Origin of the sequence: Aliidiomarina minuta (assembly GCF_003987145.1) — a bacterium.
In the GTDB taxonomy this organism is placed as follows: domain Bacteria; phylum Pseudomonadota; class Gammaproteobacteria; order Enterobacterales; family Alteromonadaceae; genus Aliidiomarina; species Aliidiomarina minuta.
In genome coordinates, this window is record NZ_PIPL01000001.1 from 1,827,565 (window position 1) to 1,850,675 (window position 23,111).

The 23,111-nt window shown below is 49.0% G+C and carries 29 protein-coding genes; 16 read left to right on the top strand and 13 right to left on the bottom strand.

Annotated elements, in window-relative coordinates:
• The first annotated feature begins 6 nt into the window (after positions 1-6).
• Both CWE09_RS08795 and CWE09_RS08800 read left to right on the top strand, forming a co-directional pair.
• The gene (locus CWE09_RS08795; RefSeq protein ID WP_126803594.1) at positions 7-585 is read left to right on the top strand and encodes a cytochrome c oxidase assembly protein; all 579 of its coding nucleotides are present in this window, start codon (positions 7-9) and stop codon (positions 583-585) included.
• A 12-nt stretch (positions 586-597) separates the two neighbouring features.
• Entirely contained in the window at positions 598-1,482 is an 885-nt protein-coding gene (locus CWE09_RS08800) for a cytochrome c oxidase subunit 3 (RefSeq protein ID WP_126803595.1), read from the top strand.
• A gap of 18 nt (positions 1,483-1,500) precedes the next feature.
• Here CWE09_RS08800 and CWE09_RS08805 read toward each other — a convergent pair whose 3' ends face one another.
• Positions 1,501-1,710 carry a DUF2909 domain-containing protein gene (locus CWE09_RS08805; protein ID WP_126803950.1) on the bottom strand — a complete coding sequence of 70 codons (210 nt, stop codon included), beginning with the start codon at positions 1,708-1,710 and terminating at the stop codon, positions 1,501-1,503.
• 33 nt (positions 1,711-1,743) lie between these two features.
• On the opposite strand from CWE09_RS08805, the gene CWE09_RS08810 reads away from it, so the two are divergent.
• The 5 genes from CWE09_RS08810 to CWE09_RS08830 are packed head-to-tail and all read left to right on the top strand — an operon-like array spanning position 1,744 to position 5,625.
• Positions 1,744-2,493, top strand: a complete 750-nt coding sequence (locus CWE09_RS08810; RefSeq protein ID WP_126803596.1) for an SURF1 family protein — start codon at positions 1,744-1,746, stop codon at positions 2,491-2,493.
• The gene (locus tag CWE09_RS08815) at positions 2,490-3,077 is read left to right on the top strand and encodes a hypothetical protein (protein ID WP_126803597.1); all 588 of its coding nucleotides are present in this window, start codon (positions 2,490-2,492) and stop codon (positions 3,075-3,077) included. The genes CWE09_RS08810 and CWE09_RS08815 overlap by 4 nt, the downstream gene beginning before the upstream one ends.
• A 10-nt stretch (positions 3,078-3,087) precedes the next feature.
• Positions 3,088-4,071, top strand: a complete 984-nt coding sequence (locus CWE09_RS08820) for a COX15/CtaA family protein (RefSeq protein ID WP_126803598.1) — start codon at positions 3,088-3,090, stop codon at positions 4,069-4,071.
• 19 nt (positions 4,072-4,090) lie between these two features.
• Complete coding sequence (gene cyoE, locus CWE09_RS08825; protein ID WP_126803599.1) at positions 4,091-4,990, top strand: heme o synthase; 900 nt, start codon at positions 4,091-4,093, stop codon at positions 4,988-4,990.
• Positions 4,987-5,625 carry an SCO family protein gene (locus CWE09_RS08830; RefSeq protein WP_241974324.1) on the top strand — a complete coding sequence of 213 codons (639 nt, stop codon included), beginning with the start codon at positions 4,987-4,989 and terminating at the stop codon, positions 5,623-5,625. The genes cyoE and CWE09_RS08830 overlap by 4 nt, the downstream gene beginning before the upstream one ends.
• On the opposite strand, the gene CWE09_RS08835 is transcribed toward CWE09_RS08830, so the two are convergent.
• A complete protein-coding gene (locus CWE09_RS08835; protein ID WP_126803600.1) occupies positions 5,626-6,696 on the bottom strand; it encodes a polysaccharide deacetylase family protein in 1,071 nt (356 codons plus the stop codon).
• Positions 6,697-6,707: 11 nt separating this feature from the next.
• On the opposite strand from CWE09_RS08835, the gene CWE09_RS08840 reads away from it, so the two are divergent.
• Positions 6,708-8,018, top strand: a complete 1,311-nt coding sequence (locus CWE09_RS08840; protein ID WP_241974325.1) for an MATE family efflux transporter — start codon at positions 6,708-6,710, stop codon at positions 8,016-8,018.
• A 37-nt stretch (positions 8,019-8,055) separates the two neighbouring features.
• Here the strand turns inward: CWE09_RS08840 and CWE09_RS08845 are convergent, their stop codons facing one another.
• The gene (locus CWE09_RS08845; protein WP_126803601.1) at positions 8,056-9,483 is read right to left on the bottom strand and encodes a DUF4397 domain-containing protein; all 1,428 of its coding nucleotides are present in this window, start codon (positions 9,481-9,483) and stop codon (positions 8,056-8,058) included.
• Positions 9,484-9,591: 108 nt separating this feature from the next.
• Positions 9,592-10,170 (bottom strand): Fe-S biogenesis protein NfuA, encoded by a 579-nt coding sequence (nfuA, locus tag CWE09_RS08850; protein WP_126803602.1) that lies wholly within the window; start codon positions 10,168-10,170, stop codon positions 9,592-9,594.
• Positions 10,171-10,309: 139 nt separating this feature from the next.
• Between nfuA and CWE09_RS08855 the strand changes: the two genes are divergently transcribed.
• Complete coding sequence (locus tag CWE09_RS08855) at positions 10,310-12,943, top strand: M14 metallopeptidase family protein (protein WP_126803603.1); 2,634 nt, start codon at positions 10,310-10,312, stop codon at positions 12,941-12,943.
• Positions 12,944-12,989: 46 nt separating this feature from the next.
• Here CWE09_RS08855 and CWE09_RS08860 read toward each other — a convergent pair whose 3' ends face one another.
• A complete protein-coding gene (locus CWE09_RS08860) occupies positions 12,990-13,508 on the bottom strand; it encodes a ComF family protein (RefSeq protein ID WP_126803604.1) in 519 nt (172 codons plus the stop codon).
• A 230-nt stretch (positions 13,509-13,738) separates the two neighbouring features.
• Here CWE09_RS08860 and bioH point away from each other — a divergent pair, with 230 nt between their 5' ends.
• The 5 genes from bioH to CWE09_RS08885 all read left to right on the top strand — a co-directional run bounded on the left by bioH (position 13,739) and on the right by CWE09_RS08885 (position 16,933).
• Entirely contained in the window at positions 13,739-14,509 is a 771-nt protein-coding gene (gene bioH / locus CWE09_RS08865; RefSeq protein ID WP_126803605.1) for a pimeloyl-ACP methyl ester esterase BioH, read from the top strand.
• Between the two features lie 68 nt (positions 14,510-14,577).
• Entirely contained in the window at positions 14,578-15,522 is a 945-nt protein-coding gene (locus tag CWE09_RS08870) for a CsgG/HfaB family protein (RefSeq protein WP_126803606.1), read from the top strand.
• 12 nt (positions 15,523-15,534) lie between these two features.
• Positions 15,535-15,873 (top strand): hypothetical protein, encoded by a 339-nt coding sequence (locus CWE09_RS08875; protein WP_126803607.1) that lies wholly within the window; start codon positions 15,535-15,537, stop codon positions 15,871-15,873.
• Positions 15,870-16,286: a DUF4810 domain-containing protein gene (locus CWE09_RS08880; RefSeq protein ID WP_126803608.1), complete on the top strand. Its 417-nt coding sequence runs from the start codon at positions 15,870-15,872 to the stop codon at positions 16,284-16,286. Before CWE09_RS08875 ends, CWE09_RS08880 begins: the two co-directional genes overlap by 4 nt.
• Positions 16,283-16,933 carry a GNA1162 family protein gene (locus CWE09_RS08885; protein WP_126803609.1) on the top strand — a complete coding sequence of 217 codons (651 nt, stop codon included), beginning with the start codon at positions 16,283-16,285 and terminating at the stop codon, positions 16,931-16,933. The genes CWE09_RS08880 and CWE09_RS08885 overlap by 4 nt, the downstream gene beginning before the upstream one ends.
• 5 nt (positions 16,934-16,938) lie before the next feature.
• Here CWE09_RS08885 and mutM read toward each other — a convergent pair whose 3' ends face one another.
• Together mutM and CWE09_RS08895 are read right to left on the bottom strand one after the other, a co-directional pair.
• On the bottom strand, positions 16,939-17,751 hold the full coding sequence (mutM, locus tag CWE09_RS08890; protein ID WP_126803610.1) for a bifunctional DNA-formamidopyrimidine glycosylase/DNA-(apurinic or apyrimidinic site) lyase: 813 nt from the start codon (positions 17,749-17,751) through the stop codon (positions 16,939-16,941).
• 35 nt (positions 17,752-17,786) lie between these two features.
• A complete protein-coding gene (locus CWE09_RS08895; protein ID WP_126803611.1) occupies positions 17,787-18,266 on the bottom strand; it encodes a hypothetical protein in 480 nt (159 codons plus the stop codon).
• A 70-nt stretch (positions 18,267-18,336) separates the two neighbouring features.
• Here CWE09_RS08895 and CWE09_RS08900 point away from each other — a divergent pair, with 70 nt between their 5' ends.
• Positions 18,337-18,969, top strand: coding sequence for a 2OG-Fe(II) oxygenase (locus CWE09_RS08900; RefSeq protein WP_241974326.1), 633 nt, complete (start codon positions 18,337-18,339; stop codon positions 18,967-18,969).
• Positions 18,970-18,971: 2 nt separating this feature from the next.
• On the opposite strand, the gene CWE09_RS08905 is transcribed toward CWE09_RS08900, so the two are convergent.
• From CWE09_RS08905 to coaBC, 6 genes are all read right to left on the bottom strand, one after another.
• Complete coding sequence (locus CWE09_RS08905) at positions 18,972-19,349, bottom strand: hypothetical protein (RefSeq protein WP_126803613.1); 378 nt, start codon at positions 19,347-19,349, stop codon at positions 18,972-18,974.
• A gap of 43 nt (positions 19,350-19,392) precedes the next feature.
• The gene (rpmG, locus tag CWE09_RS08910) at positions 19,393-19,548 is read right to left on the bottom strand and encodes a 50S ribosomal protein L33 (RefSeq protein WP_111568740.1); all 156 of its coding nucleotides are present in this window, start codon (positions 19,546-19,548) and stop codon (positions 19,393-19,395) included.
• A gap of 19 nt (positions 19,549-19,567) precedes the next feature.
• Positions 19,568-19,804: a 50S ribosomal protein L28 gene (gene rpmB, locus CWE09_RS08915; protein ID WP_126788705.1), complete on the bottom strand. Its 237-nt coding sequence runs from the start codon at positions 19,802-19,804 to the stop codon at positions 19,568-19,570.
• A gap of 113 nt (positions 19,805-19,917) precedes the next feature.
• Entirely contained in the window at positions 19,918-20,505 is a 588-nt protein-coding gene (gene slmA / locus CWE09_RS08920; RefSeq protein WP_126803614.1) for a nucleoid occlusion factor SlmA, read from the bottom strand.
• Between the two features lie 72 nt (positions 20,506-20,577).
• Positions 20,578-21,036, bottom strand: coding sequence for a dUTP diphosphatase (dut, locus tag CWE09_RS08925; protein WP_126803615.1), 459 nt, complete (start codon positions 21,034-21,036; stop codon positions 20,578-20,580).
• 3 nt (positions 21,037-21,039) lie between these two features.
• Positions 21,040-22,281 (bottom strand): bifunctional phosphopantothenoylcysteine decarboxylase/phosphopantothenate--cysteine ligase CoaBC, encoded by a 1,242-nt coding sequence (gene coaBC / locus CWE09_RS08930; RefSeq protein ID WP_126803616.1) that lies wholly within the window; start codon positions 22,279-22,281, stop codon positions 21,040-21,042.
• A 115-nt stretch (positions 22,282-22,396) separates the two neighbouring features.
• Between coaBC and radC the strand changes: the two genes are divergently transcribed.
• Complete coding sequence (radC, locus tag CWE09_RS08935; protein ID WP_126803617.1) at positions 22,397-23,080, top strand: RadC family protein; 684 nt, start codon at positions 22,397-22,399, stop codon at positions 23,078-23,080.
• Positions 23,081-23,111: the final 31 nt, after the last annotated feature.

Here is a 23,111-nt window from a genome sequence, read left to right on the forward strand (position 1 = left end):
ATCCTTATGCGCGAACAACAACAGCAGAAGCCAGATAACAGCCGGGTCATTACCCGACTGCTAGCCTCAGTGGTACTCATGTTCGCCTTTGGTTTTGCGCTGGTGCCCCTGTATGAGAAGTTTTGCGAAGTAACCGGTTTCAACGGGCGCACTACCAATACAGCGGCAGCAGCAAGCGATGGTAGCGTTATAGACACCAGTCGCTTAGTAACAGTGGAATTCCATACGCGTGTGAACCGTGGTCTACCCTGGGAATTTGAATCAGAAATGCGCCGTATCCAGTTGCATCCGGGCGAAACTAAGGTTGTGAATTTTACAGCTAAGAATCGCACCGGCCGTGATATGACGGGCCAGGCGCTACCTTCTGTTTCACCGGGTGAGGCTGCACCTTACTTGCTTAAAACTGAGTGTTTTTGCTTCCAGAACCAGCCCCTGGCGGCAGGTGACACGGCGGTCATGCCTATGCAGTTTTATATTGACCCGGATATTCCCAACCATATTCGCACCTTCACCCTGTCATACATGATGTATGACATGACAGAAGCCGCTGCCAAAGGACGTGTCGTTGTCGACACTTCTGAGTGAGGAATAAAAAAAATGAAAAACGAGAACGTGGAACACGAAAAGTATTATGTCCCAGACCAAAGTATATGGCCCATTGTAGGAGCCGTTGCTCTGGGTCTTATCGCTTATGGGGCAGCACATTACACAATTGAATGGTCGAACCAGGAATCTGGTTTTGGTCACTGGGTGCTACTGGCAGGTATCGTAGTATTACTCATTATGCTGACTGGCTGGTTTCGTGATCAGATTCGCGAATCCCAGCAAGGTCTGTACAGTGCGCAAATGAGCCGTTCTTATCGACAGGGTATGAGCTGGTTTATTTTCTCCGAAGTTATGTTCTTTATGGCTTTCTTTGGTGCCCTCTTTTACGCACGCATGATTGCAGTGCCATGGCTTGGCGGTGCGAGCAATAATGCTATGACGGGTGAAGTCTTATGGCCTGCTTTTGAAGCTATCTGGCCGCTGACTACTACACCTGATGGCACTGAAACCCAGGCTATGGGCTGGGGCCTGCCACTAATGAACACTATGATTCTGATAACGTCTTCCGTTACTCTGCATTTTGCTCATGTTGGTCTGGAAAAAGATAAGCGTAAATCATTAACCACATGGTTAGCGATTACTATTGCGCTGGGTCTTATATTCCTGGGGTTCCAAATGTACGAGTACGTGCATGCTTATCGGGATCTGGGGCTGACTCTGCAATCCGGTATCTATGGTAATACCTTCTTCCTGCTGACTGGTTTTCACGGTATGCACGTAACCCTGGGAGCCATCATGTTAATTGTGATGCTCGCCAGGGTCATGAAGGGACATTTCAGTAAGAATAATCAGTTCGCCTTCGAAGCGAGTGTCTGGTACTGGCACTTCGTCGACGTGGTTTGGGTACTGTTGTTCTTCTTTGTTTATATTATCTAACTAAAACGCGCCTCTACCTCAGTAGGGGCGCGGATTTGGCGTTATAATTCCGGTTGCCAGGGCAAGCAAAATAATGACAATAGCCAGCACGGAAAAGACTAAACGACGACCTATATAAAATGACATCGGGGGCTGCTCCGGATCGCCTTTGATCATAGTGAACAGTCCTTTGAATAAGTTAAAAATGACATACAGCAGTAATGCGGCGAGTAGCAGTTTTAAAATGATGTTAAACAAAATTTATTCTCCAGAGTTATTATCATGCCCGTCCTTCGTGTAGGTCGACTTCGACTTCATCCCGGCGCTTTGCTTATTACTTTGCTTGCAATTGCTATCATGGTCAAGCTGGGCTTCTGGCAAATTGATCGTGGCCAGGAAAAGCAGTCTATCATTGATAATCATGCGATTGGCGTGGAATCCGAGGCTCAGCGACTAAACCCAGATACTATTTACTCATCAAATATGCGTACCGATGAGGTTGTTCGTGCACGCGGCTCCTTTCGCGAGAATCAGTATTTCCTGGTAGATAATCAGACCTTCAATGGCCGCGTGGGATATCACGTAGTAGCACTTTTGGAGAGCGAAGCTATTGACCCTTTTCTGTTACCCGTAAACCTCGGATGGGTATCTATTGAGGGCAGCCGCCAGACTTTACCTGAGGTTAGTTTACCAGCAGGTGAAGTAGAGATAGAAGGCAGAGTCCATGTGCCTGCAGAGAAACCTTTTTTGCTTGGCGAACAAGCATTTTCCGACGAACTACCAATGCGGGTTCAGTACCTTGAGCTCGAGAAACTAAAACAACATCTGCAATTACCACTGACAGACTTTAGTGTGCTGCTGGATGAAGAAGCAGATTTTGGATTTCCCCGTGACTGGCCTGTTGTCGTGATGGAGCCCCACCGCCACTACGCCTACGCAGTACAATGGTTTGGCCTGGCAATTGCCGCGCTGGTCATTTTCCTCGTTGCCAGCCGGGTTAAATCCAAAGCCAAGGAGAAGTACCCACAATGAAAGCAACAAAAGAACTCAGCCCTGAACAATTAGTGCAACGTCGTAAAAACAGACGGCTGTTTATTGGCATATTTTTGTGTTTTGCTATTCCCCTTGTTGGTGCCAAAATCATTCTGGATATGGGCTGGTACAACCCTGGCGTGACCAACAAAGGTGAATTAGTAGATCCCCCGGTAGAACTCAGCCAACAGGATAATGAGCAACTACCTGATACCTGGCGCCTGGCTTTTGCCATGACAGAAAATTGCGATCTGGTCTGTGAGAATAGCCTCTACGTTATCAACCAGACGCATCTTGCATTAGGTCGCGAACGTAGTCGAGTCACGCCCGTCGCAATTCAGCAACAAGAAGAAGTAAGTAATTTGCCGGAACTGTCGCCCGATAGCCAAATGCAGTATCTGACACTAACTAACGCTCATCAGCAATTAGCAGAAATTGAACCGAGCAGCATGTTCATAATTGACCCTAATGGTTTCGTTGTTATGTATTATGTAGTTAGTCAGGACCGCGAGCAGGCCATTCAGCAAGGTCGTGACATGCTCGACGACTTAAAAAAATTATTAAAAATGTCTCGTGTTGGATAGGAAACTGATTATGCGCAGGCTCACAAAGTTTTCTCTGGTTTTCTGCTTTATCGTTATTGTACTGGGTGCTTTCACCCGCTTAACGGACGCCGGGCTCGGTTGTCCAGACTGGCCAGGGTGCTACGGTTTTCTAAGTGTTCCGCAAAGCGAATCAGGCCGTGCGGTAGCTGAACAAGCTTTCCCCGACGCACCCCTGGATACTCAGAAAGCCTGGAATGAAATGATTCATCGTTATGCTGCGGGTACACTTGGGCTGCTCGTACTAGCGATTGCGATCATTGCCATTCGCAGACGCCGGGAGGTAACCTCTAAACCGCTGAAACTTCCTGTAGCTTTGCTTGGGCTCATTATATTTCAGGCCTTGCTCGGCATGTGGACGGTTACAATGATGCTGCAGCCAGCGATAGTAATGGCTCACTTGCTAGGCGGCTTCACGACCTTCTCATTGCTTTACCTGTTGTACTTAAGAGAAACGCCCTACCAAATTTCGGGAGGCGAGCAGGGATTACGACGGTTCAGAACGCTAGCCATGGTCAGCTTATTGGTTGTAGTTGCTCAGATTGCTCTGGGCGGCTGGGTGGCTGCTAACTATGCTGCACTGGCCTGTACCGAACTTCCGATATGCGAAGGAAACTGGGCCAGTAACCTGAATATTAGTGGTGCCTTTAGTTTGCCCGAGGCTGATACCTATGAATTTGGCGTACACCCATACGATGAGCGCATGACCATGCATGTGTTCCACCGTCTGGGCGCTATCGTAACTACCTTGGTTGTTGGCTTTCTATTGTTTAAATTATGGAAACACGCAGTATCCAGTTATTTCCGTCGCCTGACTCTTGCCATCACCCTTCTGTTAGTGGTGCAATTGGCCCTTGGAGTCAGTAATGTAGTATTTAGTTTACCGCTTTCAGTAGCGGTTGCTCACAACGCCGTAGGCGCCCTGTTGCTACTCTCATTAGTCGGGCTAAACTACAATTTAGCCCGTAAAGCATGACCAGGGGGGAGAAGTATTTATGACACAACAAGCAATAGCCCGCTCTCAGGAACGTCGCGCCAGCTGGCGTGAGTATCTTGAGCTGACCAAGCCAAGAGTAGTGGCCTTATTATTACTTACCGCGGTAGTAGGTATGTGCCTGGCCACCACTGGCTGGGTAGATTGGCAGATTATGCTGCCAGCCATTACTGGTATCGGCCTGATGGCTGGATCAGCAGCCGCGGTTAATCATCTGGTAGATCGTCACATTGATGCAAAAATGGCACGAACTTTACGTCGGCCACTACCTACAGGTGCATTATCGCCGAAAAAAGTAATCATCTTTGCAACGGTCATGGGCCTTCTTGGTTACCTGCTGCTGGAGCTTTTTGTGAATCGTCTGACTGCTATGCTGACATTAGCCAGCCTGGTCGGTTATGCGGTTGTTTATACGATGTACCTGAAACGGGCAACACCACAGAATATAGTGATCGGCGGTATTGCTGGTGCTGCGCCCCCTTTATTAGGCTGGACTGCAGTAACCGGTGAAATTCACGCTAATGCAGTGTTGCTAGTCATGATCATCTTTACCTGGACGCCACCTCACTTCTGGGCGCTGGCGGTACACCGGGCGAAAGACTATGCCAAAGCGGAAGTTCCTATGCTACCCGTTACTCACGGCATAGATTTCACCAAAACCTGCATTCTGCTTTATACCGTATTATTGACAGTGGTTTGCATCCTGCCCTATCTGATTGGCATGTCTGGCCTTATCTATTTAGCAGGTGTGAGTGCACTTAATATTGGTTTCCTGGCTTATGCATGGAAGCTCAAGTTTGCGCCCAATAAGATGACTGCATACAACATGTTTAAGTATTCAATCTGGTACTTAATGGGACTGTTCATTCTTCTACTCGTGGATCACTACATATTCTCATGATGCAAAAGCTTTTATTTCCTATTGTTCTCGCAATCGTTGCCGTAGTTGGCGTGGTCAGTTACCAGCTCATGAATGACGACTCACCACCTGAACTTGAGACCAGCTTGCTGTATTCGTCGCCCCGAACTATTGAGCCTTTTGTACTGCAAGGCACTGAAGGTAATGAAGTGACTAATAGTGACCTGGAAGGACAATGGACCATTCTGTTTACAGGTTATACTTTTTGCCCGGATATCTGCCCGACTACCATGGCTCAGCTGAAACAGCGCTGGTCTCAGCTTACGGCGACTACTAATACGCCAGTCAGAGTCTGGATGGTTTCGGTAGATCCGCAACGTGACGATATTCCGCGTTTACGTAATTACGTAGAATTCTTTGGAGAAGACTTTTTTGGTGTGACCGCAGAGCACAAAGAGCTTTTCCCCTTTGTGCGTAATCTGGGTCTGATGTACAGCATTCCAGACGAGGATGAGACCAATTATCTGGTAAATCACAGCGCTGCTTTGATACTCATTAATCCAGATGGGCATCAGCAGGCGGTATTTCGTGCCAGTCACGAACCTGGAATGATCCCTACTGTGAATCCACAGTTACTGATTAATGATTTTAATCGTATTGTCAGCTACCTGGAATAATTAACCAGGCCAGCTGCCATCCTCACGTGGCCGTATCCACTGCATCGAGAACCAATAGAACCGACCAGACTTACTAATGCTCGGTGCGGTGCAGTTGTAACGTGAGCGGCCATAGTTGAGATCTTCCTCGGCCTGCAACCGCATCCGGTTCTCAGTAATCCATTCTACCTCACCAGGCTGACCACGAATGAAGCAATTTACCTGACTGGGATTAAAGTCGCGTACTTCAAAAGCAACCTCTAAAACAGGCCGGGCTTTATCATGCGCCAGCAGAGTATCCTCATATTCAATTTCTTCAATAGGAAATGACAAGGCAGCCATCTTAGTTCCTAAGGTATCCAGGTTGGCATACATACCAGCAGCTGCAAAACGTGGGATCGCCCGCATATCAGTGGTCGGGCCGAAGCCACCTGAATGCTGTCCAAAACCGGTAAAACCCAGCTCCTCCACCAGTTCAGCTAATTCGTTATCATATTCACCATATGGATAAGCAAACAGCTGATAACTTACTCCGACTTCATCCAATATTTTTTGTTCTGCCTGCAATATATTTTCGGCTGAACGCTGGCGCCAGTCCGTTTCGCTTTCTCCTTCCTGGCGTCGTGGCATATGCGCGTGGTCTGTAGTGTGATTTGCAATAGTGACACCGTCTTCATGCATTTGACGGATTTGATCCCAACTCATATAACGCCCTGGAGTGTTACCCACCGGGTCTGTGGTTACAAACAATGTATAGGGCACTTCAAATTCCATTAGAATAGGATGGCCGTTGGTAAATATATTCTGATATGCATCATCAAAAGTCAGTACTACCGCTTTATCAGGTAATTCCTGCTCGCCTTTTACCCCGGCAATAGCGTCACGAATGTCGATAACGTTGAAATCATTATCTTTTAAGTATTGCAGGTGTTCACGTAATTCTTCTTCATTGACACTGGTAGAACGTGGTGTGCTGTCACTGACATGATGATACATTAAAATGGATACACTGGGTTCAGCTTCTGCCTTCACCAGGGGGCTGACAAATAGCATTGTAGTCGCCACGACCGCCGTTATTAACCAACGAAACATAGGTATTCCTCTTGAGTCACTATTCAGTTGCCGACCATCGTAAAGTCTTTGCTATTGCCCTGCCGATGATCATTTCTAATATCGCCGCCCCCATGCTGGGGCTGGTAGATACCGCCATCATAGGCCATTTACCCGATGCTATCTACCTGAGTGCGGTCGCACTAGGCGCTATGGCTATTAACTTCATTTACCTGCTAGCTGTCTTTTTGCGCATGTCGACGACCGGCGTTGTGGCGCAGTCATATGGTGCTCAGGACGTGCCAGCGCAGCAGCGTCATTTTGTACACGGGCTACTATTTGCTCTGGCACTAGGCCTTTTATGTCTGCTCATGCAACCACTTCTGTTGTGGGCGCTATGGCAACTGGTCAGTGGCGATCAAGCCTTGCAGACTCTCACCAATAGCTACATTAGTATTCGTTTATGGGGCGCCCCCGCAGCGCTTACCAACCTGGTGGTACTCGGAGTACTCCTTGGCCGCCAGCAAAGTAAAAGCGCGATGTCCCTGGTTATTCTGGCAAACCTGGTCAATGTCATGCTTGATGTCATTCTCATTATTGGTTTGGGCATGAACGTCGCCGGAGCCGCCTGGGCTTCTGTAACGGCCGAATGGGTGACCGCCATCGCCGGTGTGGTAATAGTTACTCGCAGCTTGCAGATGAAGCTGGGTCAATGGCCCCGTGCCCGCTGGCAGGAATGCAAACAGTTATTCAGCCTCAATCAGGACATTTTAATACGTTCCATAGTGCTGCAACTGTGCATGGCCATGATGACAGCTTATGCCTCCTATTACGGGCAGGTTACCGTAGCGGCCAATGCGGTACTCATGCAATTCCTTATGCTCATTTCCCTTGGGCTTGACGGCATCGCTTATGCGACTGAGGCGTTACTGGGCCAGGCCAAAGGACAAAATCGCCGCGACAGGCTACGTCACTGGTTTTGGTTAACTTTATTCTGGTCAGCCATCTTTGCGCTAATTTACAGCCTGTTATTTTATTTTTTTGGTCTCAATATTATTGGTCTCATTACGAACATTCCTGAAGTTATCGAAAGTGCAGGCCTTTACTTGCCCTGGCTTATCGCGCTGCCCTTACTGGCGCACTGGAGCTACTTTTTCGATGGCGTTTATATTGGTTTGTCGCATAGCAAGGCCATGCGCGACAGCATGCTCATGGCCGCTGCATTTGGCTTTTTACCGGCCTGGTGGCTGACTCAGGCCTGGCAGAATCACGGCTTATGGTTTGCACTCAGTGTTTTTATGGTCAGCCGCGGGTTGGCTCAGGCCTGGCTGATTAAAAAACGGGGCATGTTGCAACTGGAATAAAAAAGCCACCCGCAGGTGGCCTTGAAGAGCACAACAATTATTCAATAGTCACAAAGTCGTCCAGTAAAATAAGGCCTGGAGCTACTTCGGTACCCATAGGATCACGAGCGATAGCGGTGTAAAGACCGCCAGCTGATAACTCAAGCTCTAACGGACCTATAGCAGCATCCTGTGTACCGGCAGCAGTCACTGTTACAAAATAGGTACCGGCAGCCAGCGCCACATTACCGGTAGACTGAATTTCCTCAGCATCAAAATCAACACCAGGGAAAGCAGGATCTTCATCCGTAATGTCGTCTGTTGCAGTTACATAGATATCAACTTCACCAGCCATAGGTGACGCATGGAAAATACGCACGCGGGCTTCAGTGGCTACGCGACGATTATCTTCTGCAGCCAGAAACAGACTCGCAGGTGTATTTTCGTCAAGCAACCCTACCGCCAGTACGCTGAATACGTCACCATCCTGCAGGTTGAACCCGGCATTTAATACTGCATCTGTAGCACCGGATGCCGTTACAAAAGCTTCGTAATCCGCAGCCCCAAGATTCAGATAATCGGTAAAGTCGGGAAAGGCTAGTGCTGCCACCGCCGGTTCTGCCGTGATTTCATTAGCATGTACATCAACAGCGGGGGCATCTGAAATGGCATGCACTATACGGATATCACCGCCCGTAGTGGTTGAGTAAACAACGCTTGCGCCTTCGCCATCAGCCAGCACTAATGCAATAGGTGCTTCATCGCTATTCGCGCCGGTATTTGGCGTAGCGATGACGACAAGATCGGCACCCGCTGGTAAACTTAGCTCCGGTGAGCGAAAAAGTACTGCCTCGCTGTCACCTGCCGCCGTCAGCGTAACCTGATAGTTATCACCACCGGCGACTTCAAACTGGCCGGAGTCGTCTTTATAGCCGAGCGTGTAAGCTGCTGCTTCTGCAGAGATATCAGCATCGTATTCAGTCAGGTACACATCTACTGTGACATCAGCTGGAACACCATGGACTACCTGCAGACGCGCATTGCCATCGCCTATGGCACTAAAGTCATTCGCAATGATGTGAGGACCAAACTCGTAGGTCCCTTCTACCCCCAGTAAACCAAGGGCAAAGACGTCGTACCGAGTCTGGTCTTCCAGTTCGAGACCTTCCGCATTAATGACAGTGGTCACCTCACCGCCTGGCAAAATACCATCGACCGTGACATCATAAGACGCTGGTTCGACGTCCAGAACAGGTGAAGACATCTGATAGCTAACGCCTTCAAGGCCAGCTAATAGCTCACCATTCGCATTTACGTTAACATCCGGGGCATCAGAAGCCGCGTGATGAATACGCAGCTCAGCGCTACCAGATGGCGGCGTTGGTGTTGGAGTTGGAGTTGGAGTTGGCTCACTACTGCTGCTGTTGCAGGCTGCAAGTGCTAAAGAGAGCGCGGACAGCGTTAAGATTTGTGTGGTTCTGATCATGATAATTACCTCATTCACATAGTTAGTTTGGCAAAGTTAACTACGTGGGTACTATCTGATCAGGATCACACACCCCTTGAATTATATAACAACTTTTTAACTAACAACTTAGTAGTAAGAGTGCTCACCGCGACTATGTTCAGTAACATCTCTTACGCCTTTCAGCTCATCTGGAAACTCTTCCAGTAGTTGCTTCTCAATGCCTTCTTTTAAAGTAACATCAACCATTGAACAACCATTGCAACCGCCACCGAATTGTAGAATGGCGAAACCGTCGTCGGTGATTTCAGTCACCATGACCTGTCCGCCGTGGCTGGCAAGCTGAGGATTTATTTCCGCCTGAATCATATATTCAACACGTTCAATCAACTCTGCATCGTCGGCTACTTTACGTGCTTTGGCGTTAGGAGCCTTCAGCGTAAGCTGCGATCCCAGGTCCTGTTCAATGAAATCAATTTCTGCATCTTCAAGGAAAGGCGCGCTCTGCGCATCCACCACGGCATCAAAACCATCAAAAGAAAGACGGGTATCGCTGCTTTCGACGGAGTCCGCCGGGCAATAGGACACGCCGCACTCAGCGTTAGCCATACCAGGATTGACAACGAATACGCGAATATTAGTGCCCTCAGGCTGTTGACCCAACAACTCACGAAAATGTGTTTGTGCTGATTCTGAAATCTTAATCATGAGAACCTCTTTTTAATACCCGAGTAAATTACTAGGGTTTATTTTATCGCAAACAAACCGCCATGCATAGTAAACCGTTTGGAGGAACCTTATGGCTTCTGTTAGCTTGACACTGATTAACATAATTCAGGGGATTAGCATGAGAAAGCGTTTGTTACAGAGTGTCATGATGGTGCTGGCCTTTATGGTCCTGCCACTACAGGCCGCAGATATCGATTTATCTTATTATTTACCGGATGACGTTCAATACGACCCATCCGTTCCTACACCAGCGTCAGTATTGCATTATGAAGTAGGTGAATGGCATGTACGCCCCGATCAGCTCGTGCGTTATATGGAAGTACTCTCAGAGCACTCTGATCGTGTCCAATTTGAAGTCATTGGCCACAGTCACGAAAAGCGCCCAATGATACTCGTTAAAGTGGCTTCTGCTGACAATAAAGATCGCATTGAAGACATGCGCCAGCAACACAAAGCAATTAGCGACCCGAGTCAGAACGTGAATGCCAAAGAAGCGCCACTGGTGGTTTATTTAGGTTACAGCGTGCATGGCGATGAGTCCTCCGGCGCAAACGCGTCTTTATTAATGGCCTATTACCTGGCTGCAGCGCAAGGCCCTGAAATAGAGCAATGGCTGGATAACACAGTCATACTAATCGAGCCGGCTATGAACCCGGACGGTTTAGGCCGCTTTGCCCAATGGGCGAACCAGTTTAAAAGCATGAACATGAATGCTGACGCTCAGAACATTGAGCACCAGCAACTGTGGTTACGGGGCCGCCAAAACCACTATTGGTTTGATCTCAACCGCGACTGGCTGTTACTGCAGCACCCCGAATCCCGGGCTCGTATTAACGCTTACCAGCGCTGGATGCCGAACGTGTTGACTGACCATCATGAAATGGGAACCGACGCTACCTACTTCTTCCAACCGGGTATTCCTTCACGCAAAAACCCTATTACTCCAGATGAAAACGTTGAGCTGACTGAACTGTTAGCCACCTATCACGCGGACGCTCTGGATGACATTCATAGTCTTTATTATACCGAGGAGTCTTTTGATGACTTCTATTATGGTAAAGGTTCCAGTTACCCAGATGCTCAGGGCACCATAGGTATTCTATTTGAGCAGGCTTCCTCGCGAGGACATCTGCAAGAATCTATTAATGGTGATGTAAGTTTCCCTTATACAATTAAAAACCAGTTTATGACTTCGCTTTCGACGGTGAAAGGCTCAGTAGAAAACCGCGACCGTTTAAATGACTTCCAGCAGCGCTTTTTCAAGGACAACATGGAAATGGCGCAAAATGCAGGATTTGATGGTTATATGCTGCGCGGTGATGATGCCGATAAGGCACGCATGAATGAACTGCTGAGTATTCTGCAGCAGCACGCTATTGACGTGTACCCTGTAGCCGAAGACTTCAGTGCCCGCGGCAATGATTATAAGGCTGGTCGCGACTTTTATATACCCGCACGCCAACGTCAGTTCCGTTTATTAAAAGGTGCTTTCAGCACACGTCAGGACTTTCCGGATAATACCTTTTACGACGTTTCCGCCTGGACACTGCCAAAAGCTTTTAACATTGAGTTTGAACAGGTCAGCAGCAACCGCCGTTTCCGTATTGCGGATGAAAAATGGACAGGGCCCGATAAATGGCAACCCAACCAGCTCGAAGAGACCAGCGTAGGTTATGCCTTTAGCTGGGAGAATTACTATGCACCACGCGTGCTGAATAACCTTTTACAGGACGGCATTCATGCACGTCTTGCACATGATGCTATGACCATCAGCACTCCAGACGGAGAGCAAGAGTTTAGCGCTGGTACTGTTTTGGTAACCCGTGCCTATCAGGACAAAGACTGGGCTGATGTGCAGGCTAAACTGAGCCAGTACAGCAATGCCAGTGAGGTACCTGTGCATACCATAAGCAAAGGTTTGACGCCGAGCACCGGTATGGACATCGGTAGCCGCAGCATTAGCCCCGCAGTTAAGCCTGAAGTCATGTTAGTGGTTGGCGATGGTGTGCCAGTTCAGGAAGCGGGTGAAACCTGGTATTACCTGGACAGACATCTCAACTTACCGGTTAGCAAAATAGAAACTCAACGGCTGAATCGTGTTGACCTTGACCGCTATACACACATTATTATGGTTAACGGCAGATACAACCTTAGCGATTCATTTCGCCAGCGTCTGCAGCAATGGGTGCGTCGCGGTGGAACTCTGATTGGTCAAAAAGGTGGCGCTCGCTGGATGTCCGAAAATGACCTCCTCGGAGTTAATTTTGTTAGCCAGGATACATTCCGTGACAAATTCCCGAATAAAGAGCTCAGCTTTTCTGACCGTAATGACTATTTTGCACAGCAGCGCGTAGCTGGTGCCATTTTTATGACTGACGTAGACCTTAGCCACCCCTTAGCAGTTGGCCTGACGCGCAGTCGGCTACCTGTATTTAAAGACAGCACCATGGCCATGCAGGCTGATACAGCCCCTTTCATCGATGTAGCTCGCTATCAGTCTGAGCCTGTAGCTGCCGGTTATGTATCCGAACAGAACCGCGAGGTATTAGCTAACCGTACCGCGATCGCAGCCCATCGCCTTGGAAACGGCCGTGTTATCGGTTTCGCGGACAATGTTAACTTCCGAGGCTTCTTCTGGGGGACTTCTCAGTTATTAAGCAATGCTATCTTCTGGTCTCAGTTTGCCCACGGCACCGCGGCTGAAGACGAGGAAAGTGCGGAGCAGGCTATGGAAAGTGAACACTCACACTAATTAGCGCTATGCCCAGGGCCACCTTAACAAGGTGGCCCTTTTTTTATCATGATGGCGTATAAGCAACCGCCCATGCATCTATTTCAACAACTCCCTGTTCGCTTAAAACAGCCCCCAACCCGCTAACCGTCGCCCCTGTAGTAATAATGTCATCCACAATAGCGATCCGGGTACAGGGTATAACTGATACTACCTGAAAAGCCTGGCGCATATTTGCCTGCCGCTGACGCCTGTCCAGCTGATGCTGAACCTTACTGTCTTTATGCCTGATAACCGCATGAATAAGCGGAATACCCAATACCTTCGAGACCTCATTTGCCAGCACCAATGCCTGATTGTAGCCTCGGTAGCGCCAGCGTTTTTTAGCTAAGGGAACAGCGATCAGAGCTTCCGGCAATAATCGCTTGTGTTGCTTGTAATAAGTCATCACCTGCGCGCTGAGCAGTATCGCCAAATGCCTGGCTAAAGCAGGAGTCTGCGCAAATTTAAAAGAGTGCAACCAACGGTCAACTGGTGGCTGATAGCTCAGCGCTGCTATCCATACCCGGCAATAGTCATCACTCACAGCGGGCCTTAAATTTTCGGGCGCGCGCCTTGGTAAGTCATTAAAGCAGGTGGCGCAAAGCCCGCAGGTCAGCATGTCTGGCGTTTCACACAACCAACATAAACCCTGCACACGAAAGTCGTTGGCTTGTTGACTTAGTTTTTTTACAATAGTCCGCACTTGCTAATACCTCCCTGCTTAACTTGCATCCAGCCAGTATAGCCAGACCTTTAATTGTTAAGGAGTAAGACATGACGCAAAGTTATCTGCATGCGGAGGTTCAGGGACAAGGCGAGGATCTTGTTCTGCTGCATGGCTGGGGCCTGAATTGCGCGGTCTGGCAAAAAGTAAGCGCCGCTCTTGAAACTCGTTATCGGGTTCATGCTATTGATTTGCCAGGGTTTGGCGACTCCGCCTGGAAAGCCGGCTATCAGGATATTGCACAGGTGGCAAAACGCCTGGAGCAGTATCTGACTGACCACTGCCATGGTCCCGCCGTTGTGCTTGGTTGGTCATTGGGGGGCTTGCTGGCCACTTTGCTGGCAATACACTACCCAGATAAATTGACCAGACTGCATACCGTCGCCAGTTCCCCCTGTTTTGTGCGTAAGGATAACTGGCCTGGAATTCAGGAATCCGTGCTGGAAGACTTCAAAAATCAGCTGAACACTGACTATAAGAGCACTATAAAACGATTTCTTGCCGTTCAGGCAATGGGCAGTCCGTCAGCGCGTGATGATGTGAAACTGTTAAGGCAGCAGCTGCAGCAAAAGCCCCACCCGCACCCGCAAGCCCTGGAGGCCGGACTCAATTGGTTGCAGCATACTGATTTGCGTAAGCAAATAGAGCAACTTAAAGTGCCATTGCAGCGCAGTTATGGTCGGTTGGACAGCCTGGTCCCTGTTCAGGTCAGTAAACAACTAACTAAATTACCTGAGGATCAGGACGTTAAAATCTTTGAAAATAGCGCCCACGCTCCTTTTTTGAATCAGTTTAAAGATTTTATCGATATGCTATCTTAAAGTGAACCTCTGTCGCTGTAGCAAGGTCTTAGTAAGCGAAAGAGAGATAACCTAAAGGACTATGTGCAATGAAATTTAAAGGTACCCTTCTACTTGTAATCGCTTTTGCGGTAACAGGTTGTGCGACTTCCACCAACCAACGGACAAACCCAGGCACTGCTCAAGGTCCTCAGGTAAGCCAGAGTCTGCAACAGCAGGAGCAATACCAGGGACTTAAACGGCGGGTAGCTATTGCCCGCTTTAGTGATGAAACCCGACGTAGTTCCAGTTTTTTTGTTGATGCCAATTATGATCGTATTGGTAAACAGGCCAGCGATATTCTATCAACCCGACTAACCGACTCTGGTCGTTTCATCATGCTGGAGCGAACGGATCTGGATAAAGTTGTGGCGGAGCAGAATTATGCCTCTTTGGAAGCAACTCAAGTAGGCGCCGATTACCTGATTGTGGGGTCAGTCTCTGAATTTGGTCATTCCAACGTTAGCGAAACGGGCATTTTCACACGTAACCGCATTCAACGTGCCACCGCTACCGTCAACGTGCGTTTGCTGGATACCAACACCGGGCAAATCGTTTTTTCTCAGGAAGCCAGCGGCGAAGCGAGAGCTGAAGCCAGCACCACTTTCGGGGTCGGTGAACGAGCCGCTTTTGATACCGCACTGGCTGATCAGGCTGTATCGGCAGCGATTTCGCAACTGGTCAGTAATTTAATGGAAAATCTCATGAATAGCCCATGGCAGGCTTATATCGTTGGTCAACAGGATGGTTATTATTTGATGACTGGCGGAGCCGAACAGGGCTTAACCAGAGGTGCTGAGCTGCAAGTTTATCAACGCGGTGACAAAGTTCGTAACCCACAGACCGGCCTCTTTATTGAGTTACCTGCTACCCAATTAGGCTCTTTACAGGTAATTGATTTTATCGGCCAGGGCGAGAACGAACTTTCACTAGTCAGTACCGATCTTAGCCTGTCGTCAGAACAATTTGACGATGTCGTAATCCGTAACAATTAAAGGGAATACCTGATGAAGAAATTGCTAATTTTACCCTTTGTTTTACTGCTGGCTTTTTCGCTCAGCGCCTGTACCAGTAATTACCGTAATGTTACGCAGGAAGCGGATGACGGGGCTTACATTCGCCTGAGCGGCAATTTCATGGGAACCACGATGACAATCAACAACCAGGCCAGTGTGCAACTGACTGAACGCAACATTAGTACTTTCCGTCTCGACGGCGAGCGAGTCGCTCTTTTTGAATTGCAAAGTGGGCCCCAGGAGATTCTTATCACTCGAGACGGGACAACACTAGTACATCGGGAGCTTTATGTAAGTCGCGGCAACACCGTCGCGGTGCGAGTACCATGAAGCTACAAACGCCAAACATAGTGCGCTTTATTTTGCTTGGATTTGTGCTGGCTTCGCTCAGTGCCTGTGCCACCCAGCCAAGTCAGGGAATGTATTGGGATCGCTACGAAGATACATTATATAATCTGGAGCGAGATGGCGACAGTCGTGCCCAGGAACGCCATCTGGCAACTCTGCGACGTATCGTAGATACCAGTGAAAACCGCGGTTGGCGCGTACCTCCGGGAGTTTATCTGGAGCTTGCAGTCATGGAACAGGAGCTGGGGAATCTGAGTGCTTATGCAGATTATGTAAATCGTGAGCGTGTGCTGTACCCGGAATCCAGACCCTTTATTGAGCGCTGGTTTGCCGATGTGCGGCCGCCAGAACCCGAGCCAACTGATGAACCTGAAGTAAGTGAGGGTGAACTGTGAGATACCTTGTAATTGTGCTGACCTTATTAAGTATAACGGCCTGCGCCTCAGGACCAAGACAGGACACCCATCCCCGTTTTGTTGAAGAGCGGCCACGGAGTGTCTTAATTTTACCGCCTGCCAATCAAAGCACCGCCGCAGAAGCGCCCGAACATTACCGAACTACTCTTGCTGTGCCGCTTGCACGTGCCGGTTATTACGTGTTTTCAACGGAGGTGACTAATCTGATCATGCGTGAAGAAGGAATTGTCGATGGCGCACAGCTTCAGGACATTGACCCTGCACGTTTCTATCAGCTTTTTGGCGCTGACACCATACTCCAAACCACCATTCATCAGTGGGATACCAGTTATTTTGTCCTCGGTGGCGGCGTCACTGTCAGTGTCAGTTATGACTTAATATCGACTCATACTGGCAATACCCTATGGAGCCACAGTGATCGACGAGTAGCAGACACGACCAGCCGCAACCAGTCTAACTTGCTGGGTGCACTGCTTGAAACTGCGCTAAATACTGCGCAACAGGATTACATGCCGCTCGCCCGTGAACTCAACCAGAACGCTTTTTCCCGGCTACCATACGGGGTCTACCACCCTCGCTACCAGCCACTGGTTGAATATGTTGGTGAACCACCTGAGACAAGATAAAATACTTAACGTTGACAATCCGGGCAGTAAACAGAACGCCGCTGCCCTAGTTGCACCGTTTTTAATTCTGTAGCGCAATTAACACAGGGTTGCCCGGTCCGCCCATAAACCAGAAGTTCCTGTTTAAAATAACCAGGTTTGCCGTCAGCACGAGTAAAGTCACGCAGACTGGTACCGCCCTGCTGGATGGCCCGAGCCAGCACTCGTTTTATATGTTGCGCGAGTAACTGATAGCGCGCCCGGCTAATTCGCCCTGCCGCCCGGCGCGGATCGACACCAGCCGCAAACAGGGCCTCTGTAGCATAGATATTACCGACCCCTACCACATTGGCGTTGTCCATGATAAAAGTCTTTACTGGGCTTTTGCGGCTGCGTGAGCGTTGATAAAGCAGCTCACCGCTGAAGTCATCCGTTAAAGGTTCTGGCCCCAGGTTAGAAAACAGTGATAATTCACTTTCATCAGGCTCTTGCCATAACACCGCACCAAAGCGCCTGGGGTCATTTAAGCGCAGACACTGTTCAGAACTCAAAACGAGTTCAAAATGATCGTGTTTGCCCCGCTCAGTCGCTACCGGCACCACCCTTAAGCTACCCGACATACCCAGATGCAAAATCAAAGTTCCGATTGCACTTTCCAACAATAAGTACTTTGCCCGCCTTTCTATGGCGACAACTACCTGTCCTTTAAGCTTATGAACCGACTCAGGAATTGGCCAGCGCAGGCGTGGGTGGTGCACTTTGACTGCAGTTATACGCTGCCCCACAACATGCGGCTCTATACCCAGCCGACTGACTTCTACTTCAGGTAACTCCGGCATTGATAGCCTCCTTCTGGCTGTATAACCCCATTTTTTTAAGGGCGCAGGGCGTCTGGTTCTGGGTTCATCACTTTGAATACATGGTCGTAGCCCGGCAATGCCACGAGCGTTTTATCTGCCGTAAAAAAAACGGCGACGTTAACGGGTTCGTTTACATCAAGCAGTATTATTTCAATGCCATATTCCTGCCCCTGCAACAAGCCTTCATGCACTCTTAGCTCAATGTTTTGCCAGGCTGACAGCCACTTTGCCTGTTCCTCCTGACTCAGCTCACCGCGCTGCAGCTGCCAGCGATTTCCAACCCGTATTAATTCCCTTTCGTTGTCACTCAGCCCGACGAGCACCTGGTCAGCGAAAGGTTGTAAATGACTTTCTGCCGACTGATCGTCACGGTGGCCCATAAAATAAAAAGCAAACATCAGGATCAGTACGATATAGATAACTACATTGTTCCAGCCCTTTTTACTTAAGGTCATCCCTAACAGGGTTCTGGTATCTGAGTTCTTTTTTTTCATGTTTAAGCCTGTTCACTTATACCGTGGAAAGAATTATATTGAGCCAGGTTTTTCAGCACAGGCTATTCTCTTGAACAGCACTCTACCGGACACTCAGTGCGCCAGCGACGCATTGGCAGAGAATGGGTATGTCGTACTACCAAACTTTCTTACCGACACTGACGCCATGGCCTTATACGATTATGCCAGTAATCTGGACGATGCGCAGTGGCAAATTGCAGCGGTCGGCCGCCAGCAACTACAAACTATAAATACCCATGTGCGTAGTGATAAAATCCATTGGTTACAGCCAGAGCACTCGCTGGAGTCCGCATATCTCGCCCATATGGACAACCTGCGCTTACGTATTAACCGGGAGCTTTTTATGGGGCTCTTTGATTATGAAAGCCACCTCGCCAAATATCGCCCGGGTGCTTATTACAAAAAGCATCTGGATGCATTCAAAGGGCGCAGCAACCGGGTACTTACCACCGTGTTATATCTCAACCCTGAGTGGTCAGATACCGACGGTGGTGAACTGGTGATTTACGGAACAAAAGGAGAAGTGCTGGAAGAGCTATTACCCACCCTGGGCACTATGGTCATGTTTTTAAGCGACACCTTTGTGCATGAGGTGAAAGTAGGTTCACGCGAACGCTACAGCATAACAGGCTGGTTCCGGCACAATACGAGTATCAGCGGAATTATTGACCCCCCGCGCTAAACTTATTTACCTTTTTTAGCGCGCCAGCGGCTCCACATAATAAGTACCCAGACCGCATAATACCAAATCACCGATAGGGCGAGCAATAACAGTGCGCCCAGGGAAATTCCCATGTCGAGACGTAAACCAAAAGCGTCCAACAGCAAAATAAGCAGGTTTAGCAGCATAGAAGCAAGCAGGAAGGTGGCCAGCAAAGGCCAGCGGACTGCTGCACCTGTGGCGACACCGGAGGCCAATAAAACCAGCAGCAAATGATAGCCATGCTGATAAATGCCCTGACCTGTGACCAGAAACCAGACAAAAGGAGGCACGTAAGAAAGCATCACCAGCAAATAAAGTGGCTTAACCAGGCGGGGCAGTAAAATATTAAATAACATCATCAGATACAAAAAACCCGGCCAAGGCCGGGCTTTCTACAAACACTTACTTGATTTTCGCTTCTTTGAAAATCACATGCTTGCGAATCTTAGGATCAAACTTCTTGATCTCCATCTTCTCAGGCATGGTGCGTTTGTTTTTATCAGTGGTATAAAAGAAGCCTGTACCAGCTGAAGATACTAAACGGATCTTATCGCGCATCGTAATGAGCTCCTTTTATTTAGACTTTAACGCCGTCGGCACGTAATCCGGCCAACACAGCATCAATGCCATTTTTATCAATGATACGCATTCCTTTAGTAGAAATACGCAGCTTCACCCAACGTTTCTCGCTCTCAACCCAGAAACGGTGAGTTTGCAGGTTCGGCAGGAAACGACGACGCGTTGCGTTGCGCGCGTGTGAGCGGTTGTTTCCAACCACAGGTCGCTTACCTGTAACTTGGCATACTCGTGACATTTTCATTTACTCCAAAAATTGCTTGCAAGCTCGCCTTTCGCCCTGGTGGCCTTGCCTTAAATTCGAGGGCGCAATTTATACAAAAAAACGCCGACAAAAGCAAGTAAAACCGCTTATTTTTTTAATTGCTGTTCAATTAATGACCACTGCAGATCAAAATGATCGGTTGGCTTGCGGTTAAAACCTGAACGCACGAATTGTACAATTTTACCCTCTACAAAAGCCAATACTAAATTCGCTAATATGCCTTCATCGATAGCCGTGGTCACGCTTTCGCGTAACCGTCGCTCGCGCAGCATCTGCTTAAACTGCGCTTCAATCTTCTCTGCCAGGAGCGCCACCCGCTGGCGCAGGCGCTCATGTTCTCCCCCCAGTGCGTCACCAGTCAGAATACGGGCCATGCCCGGGCTGCGCTCGGAAAAGTCCAGCAGCAGGTGCACTGACAGACGGATCCGCTCATTGGTATCTTTCTCATGCTCCTGGATCTTATTGATCCCACCCAGCAAAATATCTTCAAGATAATCAATTAAGGCCTCAAACATACGCGCTTTCGATGGAAAGTGACGATAAAGTGCCGCTTCTGAAACCCCTACCTCAGCCGCTAGCCGAGCAGTAGTAATAGGTTTCCCCGGACTATTTTCCAGCATATGAGTGAGACTTTGCAGTATCGACTCACGACGATTGGTTTTTTGTGTTGTCATCTGTGCGTTAATCCTTAATGCCCCTGATATATGTGCGTTACTTACCTAAGATCCTGAGTACGAGTTGCACCCTTAGTGCCTACCTGAATGACCAAAACCTCCAGCCCCCCGGCTGCTGTCACTAAAATCACTGACCAGATTAAAATCGACCTGAACGATAGGCACTATTACCATTTGCGCAATACGCTCCCCCGGTTCAATGGTAAAAGGCTGTTTTCCCCGGTTCCACACCGAAACTTTCAGTTCACCCTGATAATCGGAGTCTATCAGACCTACCAGGTTACCTAACACTATGCCATGCTTATGACCCAGACCAGAGCGCGGTAATATCGTCGCGGCCAGGCCCGGGTCTGCAATATGCACCGCTAATCCCGTTCCCACCAGTACAGTTTCACCAGGGTCCAGAGTAATTGAGTGATTCAAACAAGCACGCAGATCCAGTCCCGCTGAGCCAGCAGTTGCATAAGCGGGTAATGGAAAGTCTTTGCCTACTCGTGGATCGAGAATTTTTACGTCTATAGATTTATTCATAGTTTAATGTTCTTCACTCGCGCTCAGTTGACTGGCGATCTGTTGCACAATACGCTGCGCCAGCTGTTGCTTAGACGCTGCCCCTAAGGCCTGATGCTGAACTTCTTCTGTCGCATCACGCCAGAATAAATCAATACTGTTATAATCACTGTTGAAACCCGTATCGCTCTGACTTACATCGTTAGCGGCAATCATACGAATACCTTTACGCTGCATTTTACTTTTTGCGTAATTATGTAAGTTTTCAGTTTCTGCAGCAAAACCACAGGTAAACGGCGCCTTCTCAAGGGCGGCTACCCAGGCCAGAATATCCGGGTTCTTCCGTAAACGCAGTGTCACGTGATCGTCATCAGCGCCCTGCTTTTTCATTTTTTGTCCTGCAACCTGTTCGGCACGGTAATCCGCTACGGCCGCGCAACCAATGAATACATCCTGCTGGGTTATCTGTTGCTCTACCGCTGCCAGCATATCGGCGGCACTGGTAACATCTTTCCGGCTAACACCTGCAGGCGTGGGTAAGCTAACCGGGCCACTGACAAGGGTAACATCTGCACCAGCCGCTGCCGCCGCTGCTGCCAGTGCAAAACCCATTTTACCGGAGCTGTGATTGCTAATATAGCGAACAGGATCCAGTGCTTCCCGGGTGGGCCCCGCCGTTATCATTACCTTACGACCAGCCAATACAGCATTTTTTCCGATATCTAAATAAGCCTGTACCTGCGCGACCAACTCCAACGCTTCGAGCATACGTCCAGCACCTACATCACCACAGGCCTGACTACCTTCTGCGGGCCCCCAGACAAGGCGTCCATCTGCCTGCAATTGCTGAAGATTACGCTGTGTTGCTGGTGCCGCCCACATTTGCTGATTCATCGCAGGTGCAAGCGCGATAGGAGCCGCCGTAGCCAGGCACAAAGTACTGAGTAAATCGTCGGCATGGCCATGAGCTATACGCGCCATCGCACTTGCGGTAGCCGGTGCTATAACTATCAGGTCAGCCCATTTAGCTAACTCTATGTGTCCCATCGCGGCTTCTGCGGCGGGGTCCAGCAAGTCATCATGCACCGCGAGCCCTGACACCGCCTGTAGCGTCAAAGGCGTAATAAAAGCTTTAGCGCCCTGAGTCATAACAACCCGCACTTCAGCACCTTCGTCTTTCAGCCGACGCACCAGTTCCGGCGTCTTGTAGGCAGCTATACCGCCCGTAATACCCAGTAAAATTCGCTTACCCGATAAGCTGCTCATAACTGTACCCGAGGAAATGGCTTAATTTTACTTAAGATAACATGAGCATGGGGCCTTTGGCACCTGACTATTCTAATCTGAAGTAAGCACTTACCACGATAAACAAGGATGTGATATGCAACGTACCTCAATTAAGAACTGGCCAGTATTGGAGCGGCCCCGGGAAAAATGTCAGCAGCAGGGTGCTAAAGCACTCAGCGATGCCGAATTACTGGCTATATTGTTCGGCACCGGGGCTGGCGGTCAGGATGTATTAAGCTGGAGCCGCTCTCTTTTGCAACAAAGCGGCAGCCTGGGTGAGTTACTGACACTGCCGACTGACAAACTACTCAGTCTTAAAGGCATAGGCCCGGCCCGTTGTTTTCAACTGCAGGTTATTATGGAGCTGGCAAAGCGTTATCTGGCCAGCACTTTGCAGCAGGGAGAAGGTTTTACCCGGCCGGAGCTGGTTCGGGATTACCTGGCCACCCAGTTACGCCATCAGCCCCGTGAAGTATTCGCTATTTTACTACTCGACAGCCAGCACCGGCTACTGCAGTTTGTCGAACTCTTTCACGGCACTATTAACGCCGCACCGGTCTATCCCCGTGAGATCATTAAGCTGGTGATGCAATACAACGCCGCAGCAGTCATTCTCGCGCACAATCACCCCTCAGGAGTGGCAGAGCCTAGCCAGGCAGACCAGAGGGTCACAGAGCGGATTAAAAGCGCTTTACAGACTATAGATGTGAGCCTGCTGGATCATTTTGTAATAGGGACTGAAGGGACCGTTTCTTTTGCTGAGCGAGGGATCTTATAAGTTCACTTTGAGAAGATTTTGATTTTAGATA

What these genes read in the sequence shown, in the direction of transcription:
- CWE09_RS08795 (WP_126803594.1), top strand. Translation starts at nt 7, where the DNA reads ATGCGCGAACAACAACAGCAGAAGCCAGATAACAGCCGGGTCATTACC.
- CWE09_RS08800 (WP_126803595.1), top strand. Translation starts at nt 598, where the DNA reads ATGAAAAACGAGAACGTGGAACACGAAAAGTATTATGTCCCAGACCAA.
- CWE09_RS08810 (WP_126803596.1), top strand. Translation starts at nt 1,744, where the DNA reads ATGCCCGTCCTTCGTGTAGGTCGACTTCGACTTCATCCCGGCGCTTTG.
- CWE09_RS08815 (WP_126803597.1), top strand. Translation starts at nt 2,490, where the DNA reads ATGAAAGCAACAAAAGAACTCAGCCCTGAACAATTAGTGCAACGTCGT.
- CWE09_RS08820 (WP_126803598.1), top strand. Translation starts at nt 3,088, where the DNA reads ATGCGCAGGCTCACAAAGTTTTCTCTGGTTTTCTGCTTTATCGTTATT.
- cyoE (WP_126803599.1), top strand. Translation starts at nt 4,091, where the DNA reads ATGACACAACAAGCAATAGCCCGCTCTCAGGAACGTCGCGCCAGCTGG.
- CWE09_RS08830 (WP_241974324.1), top strand. Translation starts at nt 4,987, where the DNA reads ATGATGCAAAAGCTTTTATTTCCTATTGTTCTCGCAATCGTTGCCGTA.
- CWE09_RS08835 (WP_126803600.1), bottom strand. Translation starts at nt 6,696, where the DNA reads ATGTTTCGTTGGTTAATAACGGCGGTCGTGGCGACTACAATGCTATTT.
- CWE09_RS08845 (WP_126803601.1), bottom strand. Translation starts at nt 9,483, where the DNA reads ATGATCAGAACCACACAAATCTTAACGCTGTCCGCGCTCTCTTTAGCA.
- nfuA (WP_126803602.1), bottom strand. Translation starts at nt 10,170, where the DNA reads ATGATTAAGATTTCAGAATCAGCACAAACACATTTTCGTGAGTTGTTG.
- CWE09_RS08855 (WP_126803603.1), top strand. Translation starts at nt 10,310, where the DNA reads ATGAGAAAGCGTTTGTTACAGAGTGTCATGATGGTGCTGGCCTTTATG.
- bioH (WP_126803605.1), top strand. Translation starts at nt 13,739, where the DNA reads ATGACGCAAAGTTATCTGCATGCGGAGGTTCAGGGACAAGGCGAGGAT.
- CWE09_RS08870 (WP_126803606.1), top strand. Translation starts at nt 14,578, where the DNA reads ATGAAATTTAAAGGTACCCTTCTACTTGTAATCGCTTTTGCGGTAACA.
- CWE09_RS08875 (WP_126803607.1), top strand. Translation starts at nt 15,535, where the DNA reads ATGAAGAAATTGCTAATTTTACCCTTTGTTTTACTGCTGGCTTTTTCG.
- CWE09_RS08880 (WP_126803608.1), top strand. Translation starts at nt 15,870, where the DNA reads ATGAAGCTACAAACGCCAAACATAGTGCGCTTTATTTTGCTTGGATTT.
- mutM (WP_126803610.1), bottom strand. Translation starts at nt 17,751, where the DNA reads ATGCCGGAGTTACCTGAAGTAGAAGTCAGTCGGCTGGGTATAGAGCCG.
- CWE09_RS08895 (WP_126803611.1), bottom strand. Translation starts at nt 18,266, where the DNA reads ATGAAAAAAAAGAACTCAGATACCAGAACCCTGTTAGGGATGACCTTA.
- CWE09_RS08905 (WP_126803613.1), bottom strand. Translation starts at nt 19,349, where the DNA reads ATGATGTTATTTAATATTTTACTGCCCCGCCTGGTTAAGCCACTTTAT.
- rpmG (WP_111568740.1), bottom strand. Translation starts at nt 19,548, where the DNA reads ATGCGCGATAAGATCCGTTTAGTATCTTCAGCTGGTACAGGCTTCTTT.
- rpmB (WP_126788705.1), bottom strand. Translation starts at nt 19,804, where the DNA reads ATGTCACGAGTATGCCAAGTTACAGGTAAGCGACCTGTGGTTGGAAAC.
- slmA (WP_126803614.1), bottom strand. Translation starts at nt 20,505, where the DNA reads ATGACAACACAAAAAACCAATCGTCGTGAGTCGATACTGCAAAGTCTC.
- dut (WP_126803615.1), bottom strand. Translation starts at nt 21,036, where the DNA reads ATGAATAAATCTATAGACGTAAAAATTCTCGATCCACGAGTAGGCAAA.
- coaBC (WP_126803616.1), bottom strand. Translation starts at nt 22,281, where the DNA reads ATGAGCAGCTTATCGGGTAAGCGAATTTTACTGGGTATTACGGGCGGT.
- radC (WP_126803617.1), top strand. Translation starts at nt 22,397, where the DNA reads ATGCAACGTACCTCAATTAAGAACTGGCCAGTATTGGAGCGGCCCCGG.